Source organism: Marinobacter sp. es.048, assembly GCF_900188435.1.
Classification (GTDB): domain Bacteria; phylum Pseudomonadota; class Gammaproteobacteria; order Pseudomonadales; family Oleiphilaceae; genus Marinobacter.
Map to the genome: position 1 here is coordinate 364,911 of NZ_FYFA01000001.1, position 15,778 is coordinate 380,688.

The 15,778-nt window shown below is 59.7% G+C and carries 13 protein-coding genes; 8 read left to right on the forward strand and 5 right to left on the reverse strand.

Annotated features, from left to right (window positions below; all coding sequences use genetic code 11):
• Positions 1-35 precede the first annotated feature (35 nt).
• Both CFT65_RS01740 and CFT65_RS01745 read left to right on the forward strand, forming a co-directional pair.
• Complete coding sequence (locus tag CFT65_RS01740; RefSeq protein ID WP_088826330.1) at positions 36-1,175, forward strand: hypothetical protein; 1,140 nt, start codon at positions 36-38, stop codon at positions 1,173-1,175.
• Entirely contained in the window at positions 1,154-1,924 is a 771-nt protein-coding gene (locus tag CFT65_RS01745) for a sulfite exporter TauE/SafE family protein (protein WP_088826331.1), read from the forward strand. The genes CFT65_RS01740 and CFT65_RS01745 overlap by 22 nt, the downstream gene beginning before the upstream one ends.
• Here the strand turns inward: CFT65_RS01745 and CFT65_RS01750 are convergent.
• A complete protein-coding gene (locus CFT65_RS01750) occupies positions 1,907-4,255 on the reverse strand; it encodes a diguanylate cyclase domain-containing protein (RefSeq protein WP_228705761.1) in 2,349 nt (782 codons plus the stop codon). The genes CFT65_RS01745 and CFT65_RS01750 overlap by 18 nt on opposite strands.
• A 186-nt stretch (positions 4,256-4,441) precedes the next feature.
• On the opposite strand from CFT65_RS01750, the gene CFT65_RS01755 reads away from it, so the two are divergent.
• From CFT65_RS01755 to CFT65_RS01775, 5 genes are all read left to right on the forward strand, one after another.
• A complete protein-coding gene (locus CFT65_RS01755) occupies positions 4,442-5,230 on the forward strand; it encodes a MotA/TolQ/ExbB proton channel family protein (protein WP_088826333.1) in 789 nt (262 codons plus the stop codon).
• A complete protein-coding gene (locus CFT65_RS01760; protein WP_088826334.1) occupies positions 5,217-5,612 on the forward strand; it encodes an ExbD/TolR family protein in 396 nt (131 codons plus the stop codon). The genes CFT65_RS01755 and CFT65_RS01760 overlap by 14 nt, the downstream gene beginning before the upstream one ends.
• Positions 5,609-6,019, forward strand: coding sequence for an ExbD/TolR family protein (locus CFT65_RS01765; protein ID WP_088826335.1), 411 nt, complete (start codon positions 5,609-5,611; stop codon positions 6,017-6,019). The genes CFT65_RS01760 and CFT65_RS01765 overlap by 4 nt, the downstream gene beginning before the upstream one ends.
• Positions 6,016-6,708, forward strand: a complete 693-nt coding sequence (locus CFT65_RS01770) for an energy transducer TonB (RefSeq protein ID WP_088826336.1) — start codon at positions 6,016-6,018, stop codon at positions 6,706-6,708. The genes CFT65_RS01765 and CFT65_RS01770 overlap by 4 nt, the downstream gene beginning before the upstream one ends.
• A gap of 140 nt (positions 6,709-6,848) precedes the next feature.
• The gene (locus CFT65_RS01775; RefSeq protein WP_088826337.1) at positions 6,849-7,547 is read left to right on the forward strand and encodes a hypothetical protein; all 699 of its coding nucleotides are present in this window, start codon (positions 6,849-6,851) and stop codon (positions 7,545-7,547) included.
• 338 nt (positions 7,548-7,885) lie between these two features.
• Here the strand turns inward: CFT65_RS01775 and CFT65_RS01780 are convergent, their stop codons facing one another.
• Together CFT65_RS01780 and CFT65_RS01785 are read right to left on the reverse strand one after the other, a co-directional pair.
• Positions 7,886-11,047 (reverse strand): efflux RND transporter permease subunit, encoded by a 3,162-nt coding sequence (locus CFT65_RS01780; protein WP_088826338.1) that lies wholly within the window; start codon positions 11,045-11,047, stop codon positions 7,886-7,888.
• The gene (locus CFT65_RS01785; RefSeq protein ID WP_228705762.1) at positions 11,047-12,123 is read right to left on the reverse strand and encodes an efflux RND transporter periplasmic adaptor subunit; all 1,077 of its coding nucleotides are present in this window, start codon (positions 12,121-12,123) and stop codon (positions 11,047-11,049) included. Before CFT65_RS01785 ends, CFT65_RS01780 begins: the two co-directional genes overlap by 1 nt.
• 188 nt (positions 12,124-12,311) lie before the next feature.
• On the opposite strand from CFT65_RS01785, the gene CFT65_RS01790 reads away from it, so the two are divergent.
• The gene (locus CFT65_RS01790) at positions 12,312-13,679 is read left to right on the forward strand and encodes a WS/DGAT/MGAT family O-acyltransferase (RefSeq protein WP_088826340.1); all 1,368 of its coding nucleotides are present in this window, start codon (positions 12,312-12,314) and stop codon (positions 13,677-13,679) included.
• 9 nt (positions 13,680-13,688) lie between these two features.
• Here CFT65_RS01790 and CFT65_RS01795 read toward each other — a convergent pair whose 3' ends face one another.
• Positions 13,689-14,096 carry an NINE protein gene (locus tag CFT65_RS01795; RefSeq protein WP_062783424.1) on the reverse strand — a complete coding sequence of 136 codons (408 nt, stop codon included), beginning with the start codon at positions 14,094-14,096 and terminating at the stop codon, positions 13,689-13,691.
• 390 nt (positions 14,097-14,486) lie between these two features.
• Positions 14,487-15,593 carry a helix-turn-helix domain-containing protein gene (locus tag CFT65_RS01800; RefSeq protein WP_088826341.1) on the reverse strand — a complete coding sequence of 369 codons (1,107 nt, stop codon included), beginning with the start codon at positions 15,591-15,593 and terminating at the stop codon, positions 14,487-14,489.
• Positions 15,594-15,778 lie beyond the last annotated feature (185 nt).

The following is a 15,778-nucleotide window of genomic DNA, read 5'->3' on the forward strand; positions in this document are numbered from 1 at the left end:
ATTCTGTTTTGAGGAAGGTCACGGGTATAACGTCTATGATCAGATTTCTCAAGAGCTTACGCCAGCTTGCCGTGATTTTCATCCTGACGGCATCGGTCGCTGCGAGCGCGCAGGAGGCCCCACCTGACTCCGGCGAGAGCAGCGAGTGGACCCGTGTTGTCCGGACTTCACCCTACTGGGTCAGTCAGGGGGTCTTCGAGAACATTCTCACCATAAGGCGCTGGGTGCTCAAGGAATCCGGCTATTGCTCCAGTGTTGATCGACATGTTCTCTATGACATGCGCGGCCGGTTTCTGGCCTGGATCAGTGACGGTGATGACCGTGAGGCAACCCAACGCCTGCTGAATGCCACGCGACAATCACTGTATGAGAGTAACAAGGTGGAAGACTGGGTGCCTGGCGATACGGGCCAGACCGGCTATCCGTTCGCCCTTTCCTGCGACCAACCTCATGTTAACGTGGATGAAGCCGTTGCCCGTTATCTTGGCACCCTGCCTGCGGACCGGATCTGGGGCGCCTGGGACGACCTCATCTTTGCCACCAGTAGTGCGCCGGAAAGCCTGCACGACGCGCTTATGTATGTCTTCAATCACCGCAGCAACCAGAATCGCCTTACCCTGCCGCAAGCCTTGCCCCGATACCTGGCCGGCCAGATCCTCATTGAAAGCGGAGCCCAGGCCAGGGCCCACTCCCGGGCCAACGCCAGGGGAATCCTTCAGCTGTCGGCAGCCGCCCTGTCCGACTGCGAGATTGCCCCGGACAATTTCTGGCACCGACTGGCACAGATAGACTGCGCCCTGCGCCTGATGAACCAGAACGCCCGCAATCTGGCACCGGTTTTCCAGCAACGTTTCGGCCATTTGCCGGAGGCCAAAAGGGACCGATTATTCACCCTCCTGCTGGTTCAGGCGTATCATGGCGGCGCCGGAAGGGTGCAGGCGCTGCTGGACGATCCGGTACTGGCGCAGCCAGCCGAGTATTTTGCCGCCAACCATGAACGTTTCACGGCCGGTGATATTGCTTTCGGCCTGATTTTTCACAACCTGGGGCGAGACCGTCTGGGGCTCGCCTCGCTCTATTATGTAGCCGACGTTCAGCTGGCAACAGAGGCCCTGTGTCGCACAGCCAAACTGAAATCGACGGAATTCTGTGAATGGAAGTACTCAACCAACTGATACCCGAAAGCCTGAGCCTTCCTGTCGCCATTTTCCTGCTTGCCAGCTCAACCATCACATCGATGATCACAGCCAGCCTTGGCGCCGGTGGCGGGGTTTTGCTACTGGTACTGATGGCCAGCTGGATGCCACCGGCGGCCATTATCCCGGTGCACGGCATGATTCAGCTGGGCTCCAACGTTGGCCGGGCGGCTTTGACGTGGCGGCACATAGACTGGCGGGTGATTGCCGCGTTTCTGCCCGGCGTGATCGCAGGGGCGGCGCTGGGCGCCTGGCTACTGGTGAATCTTCCCGCCCACATCTGGCAGTTGACCATCGCCCTGTTCGTGCTCTATCTCTGCTGGGGGCCGGCGCTACCCAAGGGTGCATTTGGTGCCCCGGGGGTATTTCTGGCGTCGGCGCTGACCAGCTTCGTCAGTCTGTTCGTGGGCGCCACCGGGCCACTCGTTGCAGCGTTCATCAAGCAGATTCATACCGACCGGTTCAGAACCGTGGCCACGTTTGCCACTGCCATGACACTGCAGCATGCCCCCAAGGCACTGGTGTTCGGGGCGGCGGGCTTCATGTTCTTCGAGTGGCTGCCCTTTATTCTAACCATGATCGCCTGCGGCTTTGCCGGTACCTGGCTTGGGTTGCATGTGCTCCGTTCCCTGAGCAACAGCAAGTTCACTTTGATCTTCAATATCGTTCTGACAGCGCTGGCGATTCGCCTGCTCTGGCAGGCCAGCCTCTCAGCCGGCTGGTGGTGAAGGCACCACCACAACCCTGTTACGCCCCCGGGATTTGGCGATGTAGCTACCCTCATCCGCCCGGGCCATAACCTCTCTGGGGCCGCTGTCTTTCGCTGTCAGTTCCGTCAGGCCGATGCTGGTGGTTACACCGAATGAGCGGCCGTCATGCTCAATGCGAAGCGCTTCCACATCGGCGCGGATCCTTTCCGCCAGCGCCTCGGCCCTGGTCATGCCGCAGGCAGGCAGAATAATGCCGAACTCATCTCCGCCCAGTCTGGCCACGGTGTCGGATTGGCGGACCGCGTCCTTGAACAGATCCGCCAGCCGTTTGAGCAGATCGTCCCCAAGCAGGTGACCGCCTTCATCGTTAACCGGTTTGAAATAGTCGAGATCAATCAGCATCAGTACCGAACGGACTTCCTGGCGACCGGCCTCACCGAGGCTCCGAACCAGCGAGGCATTGAACGCGCGCCGGTTCAGCAACTGGGTGAGGCTGTCGTGGGTCGCTTCCCAGGACAGCCGCTCCTCCTGTCGGCGCCGGTCGCTGTCGTCCCGCAGCACAAACACCAGGCGTTCGTCCTCGCGGCCCTGACGAATGTGCAGCATGGTCAGATCAATGGGGAATCGCACACCGAGCGAGTTCCGCAAGGTCACATAAAGGCTGCCCAGGTCCTCACCGGTCAGGAACTGGTCCGCCGTCAACTCGCATTCTTCCGTTTCAATGCTGACCAGCTGGAAGAAGTTCCTGAGCACGCATTCACCCACCGTTCCAAGAAGACGACATGCAGCATCGTTGGCAAACCGGATCACACCCTCGACGTCTACCATGAGAACCCCCTCCTGGAGCACGCCAAGTATCGTCTCGGCACGCTGCTGCTCTGTCCTGAGCGCCTCTTCCACCTCCAGCTCATGGGAGATATCCCGAACGACTGTGATGGTACCAAGGCACTTTTCCGGAGTCTGGATGGCTGCCGTCATCACATCCCCCCAGACCACCTGATCCGGAGCAGGGGATTGCAACCTTAACCGGCCCCGGAAAACACTCTGGCTCCTGATCGCATTCTTCCAACCGACGATCGCCTCCTGTCTGTCGGTGTGATGCACTCGATTGGCCAGGTAACTGTAGGTGAGTTCCTCTGCCGGCTGGCCGACGATAGTCTCGAAGGCCGGGTTGGCAAACTCGATACGGCCCAGAACGTCAGTCTGGACGATGCCGATAGGCGCGCTCTGGGTGAGGGAACGGAAAAAGGCCTCTCTTTCAGCCAGCGATACCAGAACCTCGTCACGCTCATCGGTCACGGTGTTAAAGATTTCTGCGACCTGTCGGATTTCCTTGCCTCCGGAGACATCTACCGGATCGGAGCGCATACCCAGGTGACGTTCGCGGATCTGATTGCCCAGTGTTCCAAGCGGCGCCATCAATCGCCGGAAACGCCACAGTGCCACGGGCGCGATCAACAGGATCACCACCAGCAGAATCCATAAGAAAGCATCCACGGTGCGGGTAATCGGCGCCAAGGCTTCCCGGGCGGGCCAGGAAGCAGAGACAAACCAGGGCACCTGGGTCAGCTGCTGCACCGACATGATGGTCTTTTCACCGTTACTGTTACGGGTCTCGAGGGTGCCTTCAAACCCCTCCATGGCATCCCTAAGCACAGGATTCGCTACCCGCACAGGTGCCATGGCCTCGTGATCCCGCTGGTCAACCACCACAAAACCGCTGCGGGTGGCCACACCGAGATAGCCGGTCGTTCCGATTCGGATGTTGATGAACTGATCCAGAAAAGTGTTTCCATCCAGCGCGATGGCACCACCAATCACACCAATAAAACGTTGACGGTGGTCGAAGATCGGCGCAGCCACCATGATGGCCGGCTTTTCCTGATAATTGGATTGGTAGGGCTCGCTGATCACCGGTGAGAGAGTCGAGGAGACCCGGCGGAAATATTCCCGGCTGCTGACATCCAGACCTGACTGCCAAAACTCCTCTGGATGCCCGGCGACCACCAGGCCGTTCTCATCCATCAGATAGACTGCATCGAAAAGATGCTCGAGGGCGGCTTGCCGCCGGATCAGAATACGGGCACGTGCGCTTAGCACATCGCTGGACATGGTCAGGTTCTGGGCCACATGGTTGAGGGTTTCAAGCCGCAGGGCAAGTTTGTCGTCCAGCTCTTCCGCAATCAGGGTGGCAATCGTCTCAACCTGGTCGCGGGCCTGCTGTTCCAGTTCCGACCGACTCAGCAGAAAGCCGGCCACGGTTACCAGCAAGGCCGAGAGGATGATCGCGACCACCACGAGGGCAACGGCCCGATTCGCCAGACTGCCAAACCATTGTTTGATCAGCACAGCATCCACACTCCCGGACGGTTTTGACGACCCCTAATGACCTTACCTCCAAACTCACGTTTTCTGCGCCGGAACCAGTGGTTTAAAGTCTAACAGAGGGGCACCCAATGTCAGCTTACGCACTTGCAAACTTCATGATAATCGTTATTATTTAGTTCAATTTTCGCACAACGAGCGCCTATTCCAATGACGGACCTCACCCTGCCCCTGAACACTGGCCCGCTCACCCAACTTGTTGATATGGGTGGCCCTGTGATGGTTGTGCTCATGGCACTTGCCGTCATCGGACTCGTTACTTTTGTTTATCTGATGCTTCTTGGTGCCCTCCATGCACCGCGTTTGTCGGGCCGTCTTAAAAAAACCGTAATGGACTTGCAGAGCAATCCGGCTTCGGTGCGGCCTTCCGAAATCAGACATCAGACAGGCCGATGGAGCCGGTTAAACCCGTTGCAGCACCTCGTCACCAATACGATTGAGGCGATACAGAACGGCGAGGATGACCGCAAAATCCGGGAAACCGCCGCCCGGGATGCGCAGCATTCGTTGGAGCCGTTCGAGGCGCCACTGAAGATCATCGAGGTTATTGCAGCCCTCGCGCCGCTACTTGGCCTGCTGGGGACCGTACTGGGCATGATGGAGGCCTTCAGCGCCATGGCGGCTACCGAAGGCCGCGCCAACGCCACCCAGCTCAGTGGCGGTATTTACGAAGCCCTGACCACCACAGCCGCCGGCCTGGTTGTTGCCATACCGTTTGCGGCACTGGCTGCCTGGATCGAGTTCCGCTTGCGTCGTATCCACAAAACCATCAACAGCACGCTGGTTTCGATTCTGCATACAGTGCCGGAGCAGGCGCTGGAAACGGGGAATGCCGAGTACCAGTCGCCCGAAAGCCCGTTCAGGGCCGAGGCAACAGCCGAAGAGTCCGACCGTTATACATACTCCCGAGGTCAGCGTTTCGCCCATGCAACTGGTTGAACCAAGGCCGAGTCGCGCGATCCCGATACGGATCACGCCGCTGATCGACGTAGTCTTCATACTCCTGGTGTTCTTTATGCTGACCACCCGGCTGTTACCCGTAGACTTCCTTGAACTGGCGAATAATACGTCCAGCCGCAGCCCGGTCAAGGGCGAACCACTGCCCGAACTGACCGTCACTGCCAATGGCGACGTGCAATGGCAGGGGCGGGCATTGTCACTCGACCAGCTCATGGGCAAGCTGGGTAATGCCGGTATCACCGAAGTAAACCTCGCGACAACGGGCGACGCTTCTCTTGGAGCCTTTACCAAGGTACTTGGCAGTTTGACTGAGGAAGGTATCGACGCCCACTGGAAGCGGACGAGCACAGCGACACCATGAGCGATCTGGTTCCCCCTCCGTCAACCTCCGGCAAGACCTTGATGGAACGCGTGGAAGAGTCGCTTCTGCCGTTGATTAATCTGGTGTTTCTGCTTCTCATGTTTTTCATCGTTGCCGGCCAGTTGACCGACGAACCGCTCCCGGAATTACCCGTCACGCCTCAGGCAGAAGACCGGCAGTCGCCCCATGCGGACATGATTGTCAGTGCGGCGGGCGAATGGAAAGTAAACGGCGACCTGCTCGACAAGGAATCCCTGGTTGCAAGACTGCCGAAGCCCGGCGAAGAGCAACCCCTGAAAATCGCCGCTGCCGAGCGCATCACCATGGCGGATCTGGAGACACTATTCCGCTTGCTGGAAAAGGCCGGGTATCAGGATATTTTGCTGTTGACGGAGCCTGGCCAATGATGCCGCAACAGCCGCCCTTCCGGTGGGCACTACTGCTGCTCGCAACGGTGTTGACCTTCGTCGCTCTGGCGATCGTCTCTCCCGAAGAGACGGTGGAGCTCAACACCCTGGGCGAATCCGCGGTCAACACAGCGCCGGCCATCCGAATCAAGCTGGCCGGCGAACCCACGTCGAAACCCGACGCTACGGAAAAACCAGAGCCAAAACCGGAACCGGAACCTGAACCTGAGCCAAAACCGGAACCCGAGCCTGAGCCCGAACCGGAACCCGAGCCGGTAACGGAACCAACGCCCGAGCCAGAGGTCTCCGAAGTGGAAACACCGAGCGGCGATCCGGCAGAGACAGCAACAGAGGAGCAATCACAGGCGATCGTTCCACTGCAGAACGCTGGTGTCAGATCAGAAGTGGATAATTACCTGTCCAAACTCGGTCGGCATCTTGCCCGATATTATGAATATCCCCGCAGGGCGAGGCGCCTTGGCCAGGAGGGCAAACCAGTGATTGTGTTCGAGTTTCAAAGGGACGGATCCCTGGTGGCCCACAGCCTGAGAACCAGCTCCGGACACCAGCTACTGGACGAGTCAGCGCTGGCCATGCTGGAGCAGGCGGCGCCCCTGCCATCAGTACCAGAAGAGATTGCAGGGCAGAAATTCCGCTACGCGCTGCCCGTCCGCTTCAGCCTTCGCTGAAGCCTGCCTGCCATTCGCTGATCTTTTCCTGATAACCCTGGAGCTTCCAGTCAAAGGCCGTTCCCACCGCCCGTTGTTGTTTTTACCTCACACCCGGCAAGGGGTATCATCACTGCAGCACTCCCCTTACTTTACGATTCATGGACAACAACGATATTCAGCAAATCGGCAAACTGATGTGCACCGTCACCCGGGACTGGCTCTGGCAACCGGCGGAGCAATGGGTCCGGGAACGCAATCCGGGCAGCGTCCTGCATTGCCGGGTTGGCTCAGGCCAGGCCACCTATCACCGTTACGATTCACGCGACCGGCAGCATCTGATCACCTACGGTGCCCGCATGATTGCCGCCAAGCACCAACCGGAGACGGCGAGCGGCTGGCTCTCGGGCCGGGAAATCCGTAAACGGGGGTATTTTGGCGGGGAGCTGAGTACTCTCAACCTGCTGGCCCATACCTGCTGCCATGAGTTTGCCCATCTGTTGCAGCAGAGTGCCGGGCAGCGGTATCGGGGCTCTGTGCACAACCGTCATTTCTACACCATTCTTGATGAGCTGCACGAGAGCGGGGCTGCGCATACCACGCGCGAGGCCTTGTTCAGGCAGGCCAGAGAAAAAGGTCTTGCACTGCCAGACACCCCCTTTGAGCCGGTTGATACACGTCAGCAAATGACCCATTGGCAGGTAGGCGATACAGTTCGCTTCGGTGCCGGACGACAGCAGCTTCAGGGACAGATCATCCGGATCAACCGCAAGACTTGCACCGTTGACGGTATCGGGACCTCCAAAGGTGTGCGCTACCGGGTACCGGTGCAGATGCTGAGCAGATTAAGCCCGGGGTGATGAGTAACAGGCGCCAAAGCCGTGCACCCCGCCCTGTTGCAGGGCAGTTTTTCGAGCAGCGACCAATCTGGAAAACCAAACAATTCTCAAGTCATTGTTTTAAAATACTCTAAAAACCTGGCACGAAGATCGCTTAGTCAAAAGTAAGGACGAACGTCCCGGCCATGGATCAGGCCGGACCATCAGATCATTGTTGTTGGCATTAGCGCCGGATCATCGATTTCCCACCCTCGGGAGTAGATGCTCCGGCTTTTTTTGCTGTTCGGGAGGCATGAGCAGAATGAAAAGATGACGGGAATTACCCGGGAAAACTCGATTTTAGAGCCGACCAACGAACATCAATCGCTGCCTGACTGCCAACGCTCCCGCCAACCCAGTACAAAGATGGTCAGTGACGGCAGGAAGGTCACGGTTACGATCGCTGCCCCCAGCAGGCCGAAGAGTACGATGGCGCCTACGCCCCGATAGAGCTCGGTGCCTTCGCCGGGCAGGAATACCAGGGGCGACAGGCCGCAGATGGTGGTCAGGGTAGTCATGGCTATGGGGCGCAGGCGGGTCTGGACGGCGCCGGTGACGGCCTGCACTAGGGTAACGCCCTTCTGGCGCAGGTTCTGCCGGGCCTGCTCCACCACGAGGATCGGGTTGTTAACCACGGTGCCCATCAGGATCAGAAAGCCCAGCATGGTAATCATGTCGAAGGGTTGTCGCAGTGGCTGGAGGCCGATTATGGGCAGCAGGCCACCCACGAGGTTCATCAGCGCCAGGCCCACGATGCCGCCCGCCACGCCCAGGGGGATGGCGGTCATGATCAGCAACGGGAAGCCCCAGTGCGCGAAGATGGCCACCAGCAGCAGGTAAACAATGGCGATGGCAATAATGAAATTGCCGGTCAGCGCCTCCCGCGTGGCGTTCAGCTGGTCGCTGGCACCGGAGATATCCACGTTCACATTGGCGGGCAACGCGCCGCTGTCCCGCATGGACTGCAGTAGTTCTGTACGAACCCTCTCTACACCGGCTTCCAGGGGCACGTCATCGGGGGGGATCACGTTCAGGGTGACGGTGCGGCGACCGTCCACCCGGCGGACCGTACTGGTATCGACGGTTTCCTCGATGGTGGCCAGGCTGGACAGGGGCAAGGTAGCGCCCTGAGGCGTGTGGACCATGACATCCGGCAGGCTGTCCAGTGACGGGTTGCGACCCTCGCTGCCATAGACGTAGATATCGATCTTCTCGTCGTCCAGGAAGAAATCATCGACGTAGCTGCCCTCGGTCAGGGAGGCCACGGTGAAGCCAATGCCCTCTGCACCCAGACCCAGCTCCGCCGCGCGATCCCAGTCGGGCATGATCTGGATCAGCGGTTGCGCCAGGGACAGCGTGGAAGGCTGACTCTGGATGCGGGGATTGTCGAAGATTTTCTCGGCCCGCTGATAGGCTGCGTTCGCAGCGCCGTAGACCGAAACCAGGTCCGGGCTTGAGATGTCCAGATTGATACTGCGGGTGCCGCCGTCGTTGCTGGAGATGATGGAGCCTTTGGCGGCGAAGGCGCGCATACCCGGGAACTGTTCATAAAACCGGGTAATCTCGTACATCAGTGCTTCGATGTGCCTCGGGTTCAGGGTTTCGGCGATGATCCGGATCCGGGTGGGCGTCACCTGCATGTTGAGATAGGCCATGGGCGGCACGCTGGCTTCGCCAGCAGCGTAGGCCTGGCCGTCCGCGTTCACGTGGGGCAGAAAATAGTCTTCCACCTGGCGGGCAATGGCTTCCATCTCTTGCAGGTTGTAACCCGGCGGCGCCGACATGGCTGCAAAGGTCTTGGGCTCCTCGCCCTCAGGCAGGTATTCCGCGGGCGGGGTCAGAACAAAAATCACCCACAGGCTGAAGCCCACGGTAGCAGCCATCACCAGAACCCGTCGCACCGTGCCATTCACCAGCCATCGCACCGCCCCCATGGCGGCCCGGCTCCAGCGGCCCGAGGTTTCGTTGCCGTACTCATCGGTGGTCACGCCCCGCCGACCAAAATCCAGCCGGGCGCAGAGGGTGGGAATGATGGTGATCGCCACCAGCATGGAGGCGAGGATGGCGGCGGAGATGGCTATCGCCACGTCGGAATACAGCTGGCCCGCCTCTTCCTCGATGAACAGGATCGGCAGGAACACCAGGATGGTTGTGGTGGTGGACGCCAGCACCGCCGGCCAGACTTCCCGCACGCCCTTGAGGGCCGATTCAAACCGGTCCAGGCTCAAACGACGGTGTCGCTCGATATTCTCCAGCACCACGATGCTGTTATCTACTGTCATACCGATGGCAAAGGCGATACCGGCCAGGGAAATCACATTGATGGTGCGGCCGGTGATCAGCAGCCCGATAAACGCCGCAATCGCGCACAGAGGAATACCCACGACGCCGGCGAAGGTGGCCCGGCCGGATCTCAGAAACAGGAACATTACCAGGGTTGCGAAGGCCGCGCCGATCCCAAGGTTGGTCCAGACATTGGCCACAGAGGCCTCTACGTAACGGGCGTCGTCTGCGGTCAGGCCCAGCCTCAAACCCGCCGGTTCCAGCACCTCGCGGTTTATGGCCGCCACCTCGTCCATCATCGCGCGTTTGATATCGATGACGTTGGAGCCGCTTTCACGGCGCACCTGCAGGCCAATCACCCGCTGGCCGTTGATAAAGGACAGCTCCCGGATTCGGGAGTGGCCCTGCTGAACCCGGGCCACCTCGCCCAGGCGCACCACGCTGTCACCCTGCCGGCGCACTACCAGCTGTTCCAGGGATTCAACGTCGACAAAGCGCCCGACCGTACGCAACAGATACCGACGCTTGCCGGAATCGATCTCGCCGCCGGAAATGTCCTGGTTGCGGGCCACGATTGCGTTGCGCAGATCCACCAGGCTCAGGCCGCGCTGGGCCAGGGCGGATTCGTCCACGATGATCTGCATCTGCCGGTCGGCACCACCGCTAACGGTAACCTCGGAAACCCCCGGCACGCTCTCCATCCTGGGCCGGACGCGATCCTCGATGAAATCGCGCATCAGCTCGATATCCAGCTCGCGGGGATTGCCCTTGAGGGTAGCGACACGGAAATACATGAACGCATTGGATGAGAAAGACGCCGCGACTATCCGTGGCTCATCGACGTTTCTCGGGTAATCCGGCACCTGGCTCAGGGCATTATTGATCTGGATGAGGGTCTCGGTGATATCCACCCCGAACGGGAACTCCAGCTCAATCTCCGCCGCACCGCTGGACGCGGTGGAAGTCATACGGCTAAGGTTTGGAACATTGCGCAGGAACCGTTCCTGCTCAATCAATATGTCTTTCTCGATGTCCTGGGGCGTGGCGCCGGGCCAACTGGTTTCCACCGTGACCGTGCGCACTTCCAGATCCGGAATCATCTGGACCGGAATCCGGAGCGCGGCGGCCGTCCCGAGAATGGCAACGATCAGGGCAATAACAGTAACCAGGGTGCCGTGACGGATAATGCCGGCAAACATCAGCGGCTCTCCCGTTCGGCAATGCGAACGCTGATCCCCTCGCTCAGGGATTCGTTGCCACGAACCACCACCCTCTGATCCGCCTCAAGACCACTGGTGACCTCTACCCGCCCCTCAAAACCGGTGCCGAGACGCACCCGCTTCTCCTGAACAGTCCAGGTCTCTTCATCCGCCGCCTGAGCGATCCATACCGTGGTCCGTCCTTCGGGGTAACGGTTGATAGCATCTCGGGAAACCGTCAGCCCCTGCTCACCTGTGGTGACCCGAAGGACCGCCTGTACCGACATCCCGGGAAGCAGCTTCACGGATTCGGGCTTGATGGCGCGGAGAAGAAACGTTCGGGACCGGGGGTCGTTGACCGGTACCAGAACATCTACAGCAGCTCTGTTCAGTGCCTGCCCGTCCTGAACCAGCAGCCGGCTGTTGTCGTCGATGCGCTTGAAAAAGGCCTGAGGCACCTGGAAATCCAGGCGCAGGTTTTCGGTATCGACCAGGGTCAACAGCCGGTCACCCGGGGTTACCCATTCACCGAGATCCCGAAAGCGCTCGCTAACCACACCATCGAAGGGCGCGGTAACACGGTGACGGCCAGCCATGACTTCAACCTGCTGCCGGGCAGCTTCCAGGCGGGCCAGGGTCGCTTCGCTGGCTGCAACTTCACTCTCCCGGGCACTGACCTCCGTTGCTGCAATATTACGCCCTGCACCCACCGACCTGGCCTCGCGCAGCCGCCGCCGGGCTTCCTCCAGGCGACTACGTGCCTCTTCCGCCTCGGCCCTTGCGGCCGCCAGCTCCCAGGTCACCATTTCATCATCCAGCGCCACCAGCACATCACCCCGAGAGACACGATCACCGGTTTCCACCCGAACCTCATCCAACAGGCCGGCTACCGCCGTCGATATGCCGGATACCCGGAGTGCTTTTACGGTTCCATTCAGAGTCACTTCCTGAACGATATCTTCTGAGGATACGGTTTCTAACTGGACCCCCGGCAGCTCCTGGGCAGCGGTGAGCACCGGAAACAGGCTGCACACAAACAAAACAAGACCCGGCAGGCTCTTCACTGTGGTAGCCACGTCCTTTTCTCCAAGATTCAGTTCAATAGATGCTATTTCTAACCTTAATTGATGGCTTACGATGAAAACCCCTGTCCGGACCTTGGACAGCAACTGCCCTGGCCGATGAGGGTAATGCGAACCGGGGTCAATTCCGTCGCCAGCCATCTGAGCTACTATTGTCACAACACTGATAACAAGGACGCCCCGTGAAACCTCTCAGCCCTACGGATCAGCTTTTTCTATGGCTGGAAAAGCGGCAGCAGCCCATGCACGTGGGCGGTCTCCAGCTGTTTTCTTTTCCCGACGATGCACCGGATGACTACGTCGCGCAGCTGGCCGACCGGCTCAGGCAGTACACAAAGGTAACACCGCCGTTCAACCAGCGCCTGGATTACCGTTTTGGCCAGCCGGTCTGGGTGGAGGATGAGCATCTGGACCTGGAGCACCATTTCCGGGTCGAAGCACTGCCGACACCCGGGCGGGTCAGGGAACTGTTGTCGTTTGTTTCGGCAGAACATTCCCACCTGATGGACCGCGAGCGTCCGCTGTGGGAATTTCACCTGATTGAAGGGCTGGGGGAGCGGCAGTTTGCCGTGTACATCAAGGTGCACCATGCCCTGGTGGACGGCGTATCAGCCATGCGGATGGTCACCCAGATGCTGTGCCAGGATACCGGCGAACGGGACATGCCGCCGATCTGGGCCATGCCACCCCGCCCGGCCCGTGAAAAGGATGATGGCGGCCCCTCCCTGTGGCGAAGTATCGGCCATCTGCTGGGCGAATCCGGCAAGCAACTGGGCACCGTGCCCACCGTGGCCCGGGAACTGCTGCGAACCATCAACGACGCCCGCAAAGACCCGGCCTATTCTTCTATCTTCCACGCACCCCGCAGCATCCTGAACAAGAAGATCACGGGCTCCCGGCGCTTCGCGGCGCAATCCTACGAGCTCAGCCGGATAAAGGCGGTGTGTAAAACCTACCGAACCACGGTCAATGATGTGGTGATGGCCATGTGCGCTACCGCGCTGCGAAGCTACCTGATGAACCAGGACGCCCTGCCCGAGAAACCGCTGATCGCCATGGTGCCGGTGTCATTGCGCAAGGGTGACAGCTCCGGCGGCAATCAGGTGGGCGTTATCCTCGCATCGCTACACACCGATGTCACCAGCCCGGTCACCCGGCTGATGCAGATCCATGAGGACGTGAAAGCCGCCAAGGACCGCTACGCCGACATGTCCCCGGAGGAAATCATCAACTACACCGCCCTGACCCTGGCGCCGGCGGCCTTTAACCTGCTTACCGGCATGGCACCGAAGTGGCAGACCTTCAACGTGGTGATCTCCAACGTCCCCGGACCGAGAGAAACCTGTTACTGGAACGGCGCCACGCTCGACGGCATGTACCCGGTCTCCATCGCCATGGACCGCCTGGCCCTGAACATGACCCTGACCAGCTACGGTGACCAAGTGGAATTCGGCCTCATCGGCTGCCGCCGCACGCTACCCAGCCTGCAGCGGATGCTCGACTACCTCGAAGAGGCCCTGGTCGAACTGGAGGCCGCTGCCGGTTTGTGAACAGCTCGATCAGCCGAAGCGACGCTCCTCGTTGCGGATGGAGATCTGGTTATTCAGGGTCCAGAAGTCATACAGCACACCGATCAGGAACAGGCCGCCGGTAAACAGGTAGATGATGCCGGTGATCCACTTGCCCATGTACATCCGGTGAATACCGAACACACCGAGGAAGGTCAGCAGGATCCAGCCGATGTTGTAGCTGACTTCGCCTTCCCGGAACCGCAGATCCGCCTCCCGGTCCATGGCCGGGATCAGGAACAGGTCGATAATCCAGCCGATAAACAGCAGCCCCAGAGTAAAGAACCAGATGGTGCCGGTAACGGGTTTGCCGTAGTAAAACCGGTGCGAGCCCAGGAATCCGAAGATCCAGAGCAGGTAGCCGATCAGTTTGCTGTGGGTGTCTGGGCGATCTGTCATATCCGTTATCATCCTTCTGGATTCGTAGCCGATTTACACTATAACCCTAGCCTGCATGTGCTGGGGGCTGGACGGGGGGAAGGAATATTTTCCCTCGGGAAAAACAACTCGCTTCGCTCAGACATCTTTTTCCTGTCGGGAAAATATTCCTTCCCCCCGTCCGTCGAACCATTGTGGCATAGGATTAGAAAAACAAATTAAGAACGAGCAATAACTCTTCTGACGGCATTCTCAGCTGTCAGCAGGGCGTGGGGTGGGGCATAAATTTTTCGGGGAAAAAGATGTCTGAGCGAAGCGAGTTGCTTTTTACCCGAAAAATTTATGCCCCACCCTGCGACCACGCTCCCAACAAGCGGCCCGAAAAGCCCGAACGAGCACCCAAGACAAACCTCAGGGACCAACCTCAGGCGCCGGATCCGGACCACCCTCGCGAAACTCGCTGGCCGACTTGCCGGTCCACTTCCGGAAAGCCCGGCTGAAGTTTGAAAGGTCCGCATACCCCAGCTCGTAAGCAATCTCGCTGACCGATTGATTGGTATACCGGAGCAGCTGGATCGCCCGGTCTTTAAGCACCGATTCGAGGATTTCCCGGTAACTTGTATCCCGGTCCGCCAGCCGGCGTTTCAGGGTTCGGGACGAGACGCAGAAACGCTCGGACATGGCTTCCAGGGACGGCAAGGGCCCCGGCATCATCCTGAGCATGTTCCGGATCGCCATGACGATGTCGCCCTGTTCCTTCAAAGCTTTCTGCAGCTCGAACTCGCACTGGTCGCGGGCCATTCGGGAGGCTTCGGCGTCGGCAAGACGCATCTGCACATTCAGAAGTTCCCTCGGGAAGACCATCATTTCGTCGGGCTGGCCGTATTCGAACCGGACCGGCAGCTGGTCCGCAAACTGCCGGTACCAGGCCGGCTCCAGCGCGCTCAGGCGAACGGTGACGCCCGTCAGTTTGCGATCTTCTAGGGCGAAGCCGCGTTTGATGGCGTCGTCCCGATCCAGGAGCTGTTCGGTCAGCAGGATCAGGGTGGCGCTGACGGTCTCCGCCAGAAACGGATAGAGGCCGGGCACTTCGAATTCGGTGCAGAGTTTTACCAGCACCTGATCGCCCGCTTCGGACTGGCTCATGCCGAGAAACGGCACCCGCAGATGCAGGTATCGGCGCACAGAATCCAGGGCATCGGCGAAGGTGGGGCTGGTGAGGGCCGCGAAGCCCAGGGTGCCGTGGATTGTCAGCCGCAACTCCCGGGCCAGCATAAAGCTGAGACCGTCCTGACCGGCCAGGTTCACTGCCCGTTTGGCCATGATGATGGCATCGGTGACAAATACCCGGCTGTCGTTGGACTTGAGATCGTCCGGGGAGAAATCCAGGCCTTCATAGAGTAACCGGTCGTTATAGCCCAGTTGCCGGACTGTCTCGGCCAGAACCCGCAGGTAAGCGCCCGGCACCAGGAACAATCCCAGCATCTGCCGTTCTTTGTCCGGACCGGTTGCAGTCATTGGCATTCCTTCTTATTGGCGTGGCTGAAGCACTTCAGTGGACTCTATCAGGTGCCCCCCGCCGCTACAGTGGGGCCCGGCACACCCTGGTCGTCGTCAGAATGGCCAATCAATTTCCGGCCCGTGTCCCATCCTGATCGACCGCCGTCCCCTTTGCGCATTCCTGCCAGACATTGACTGTCCCA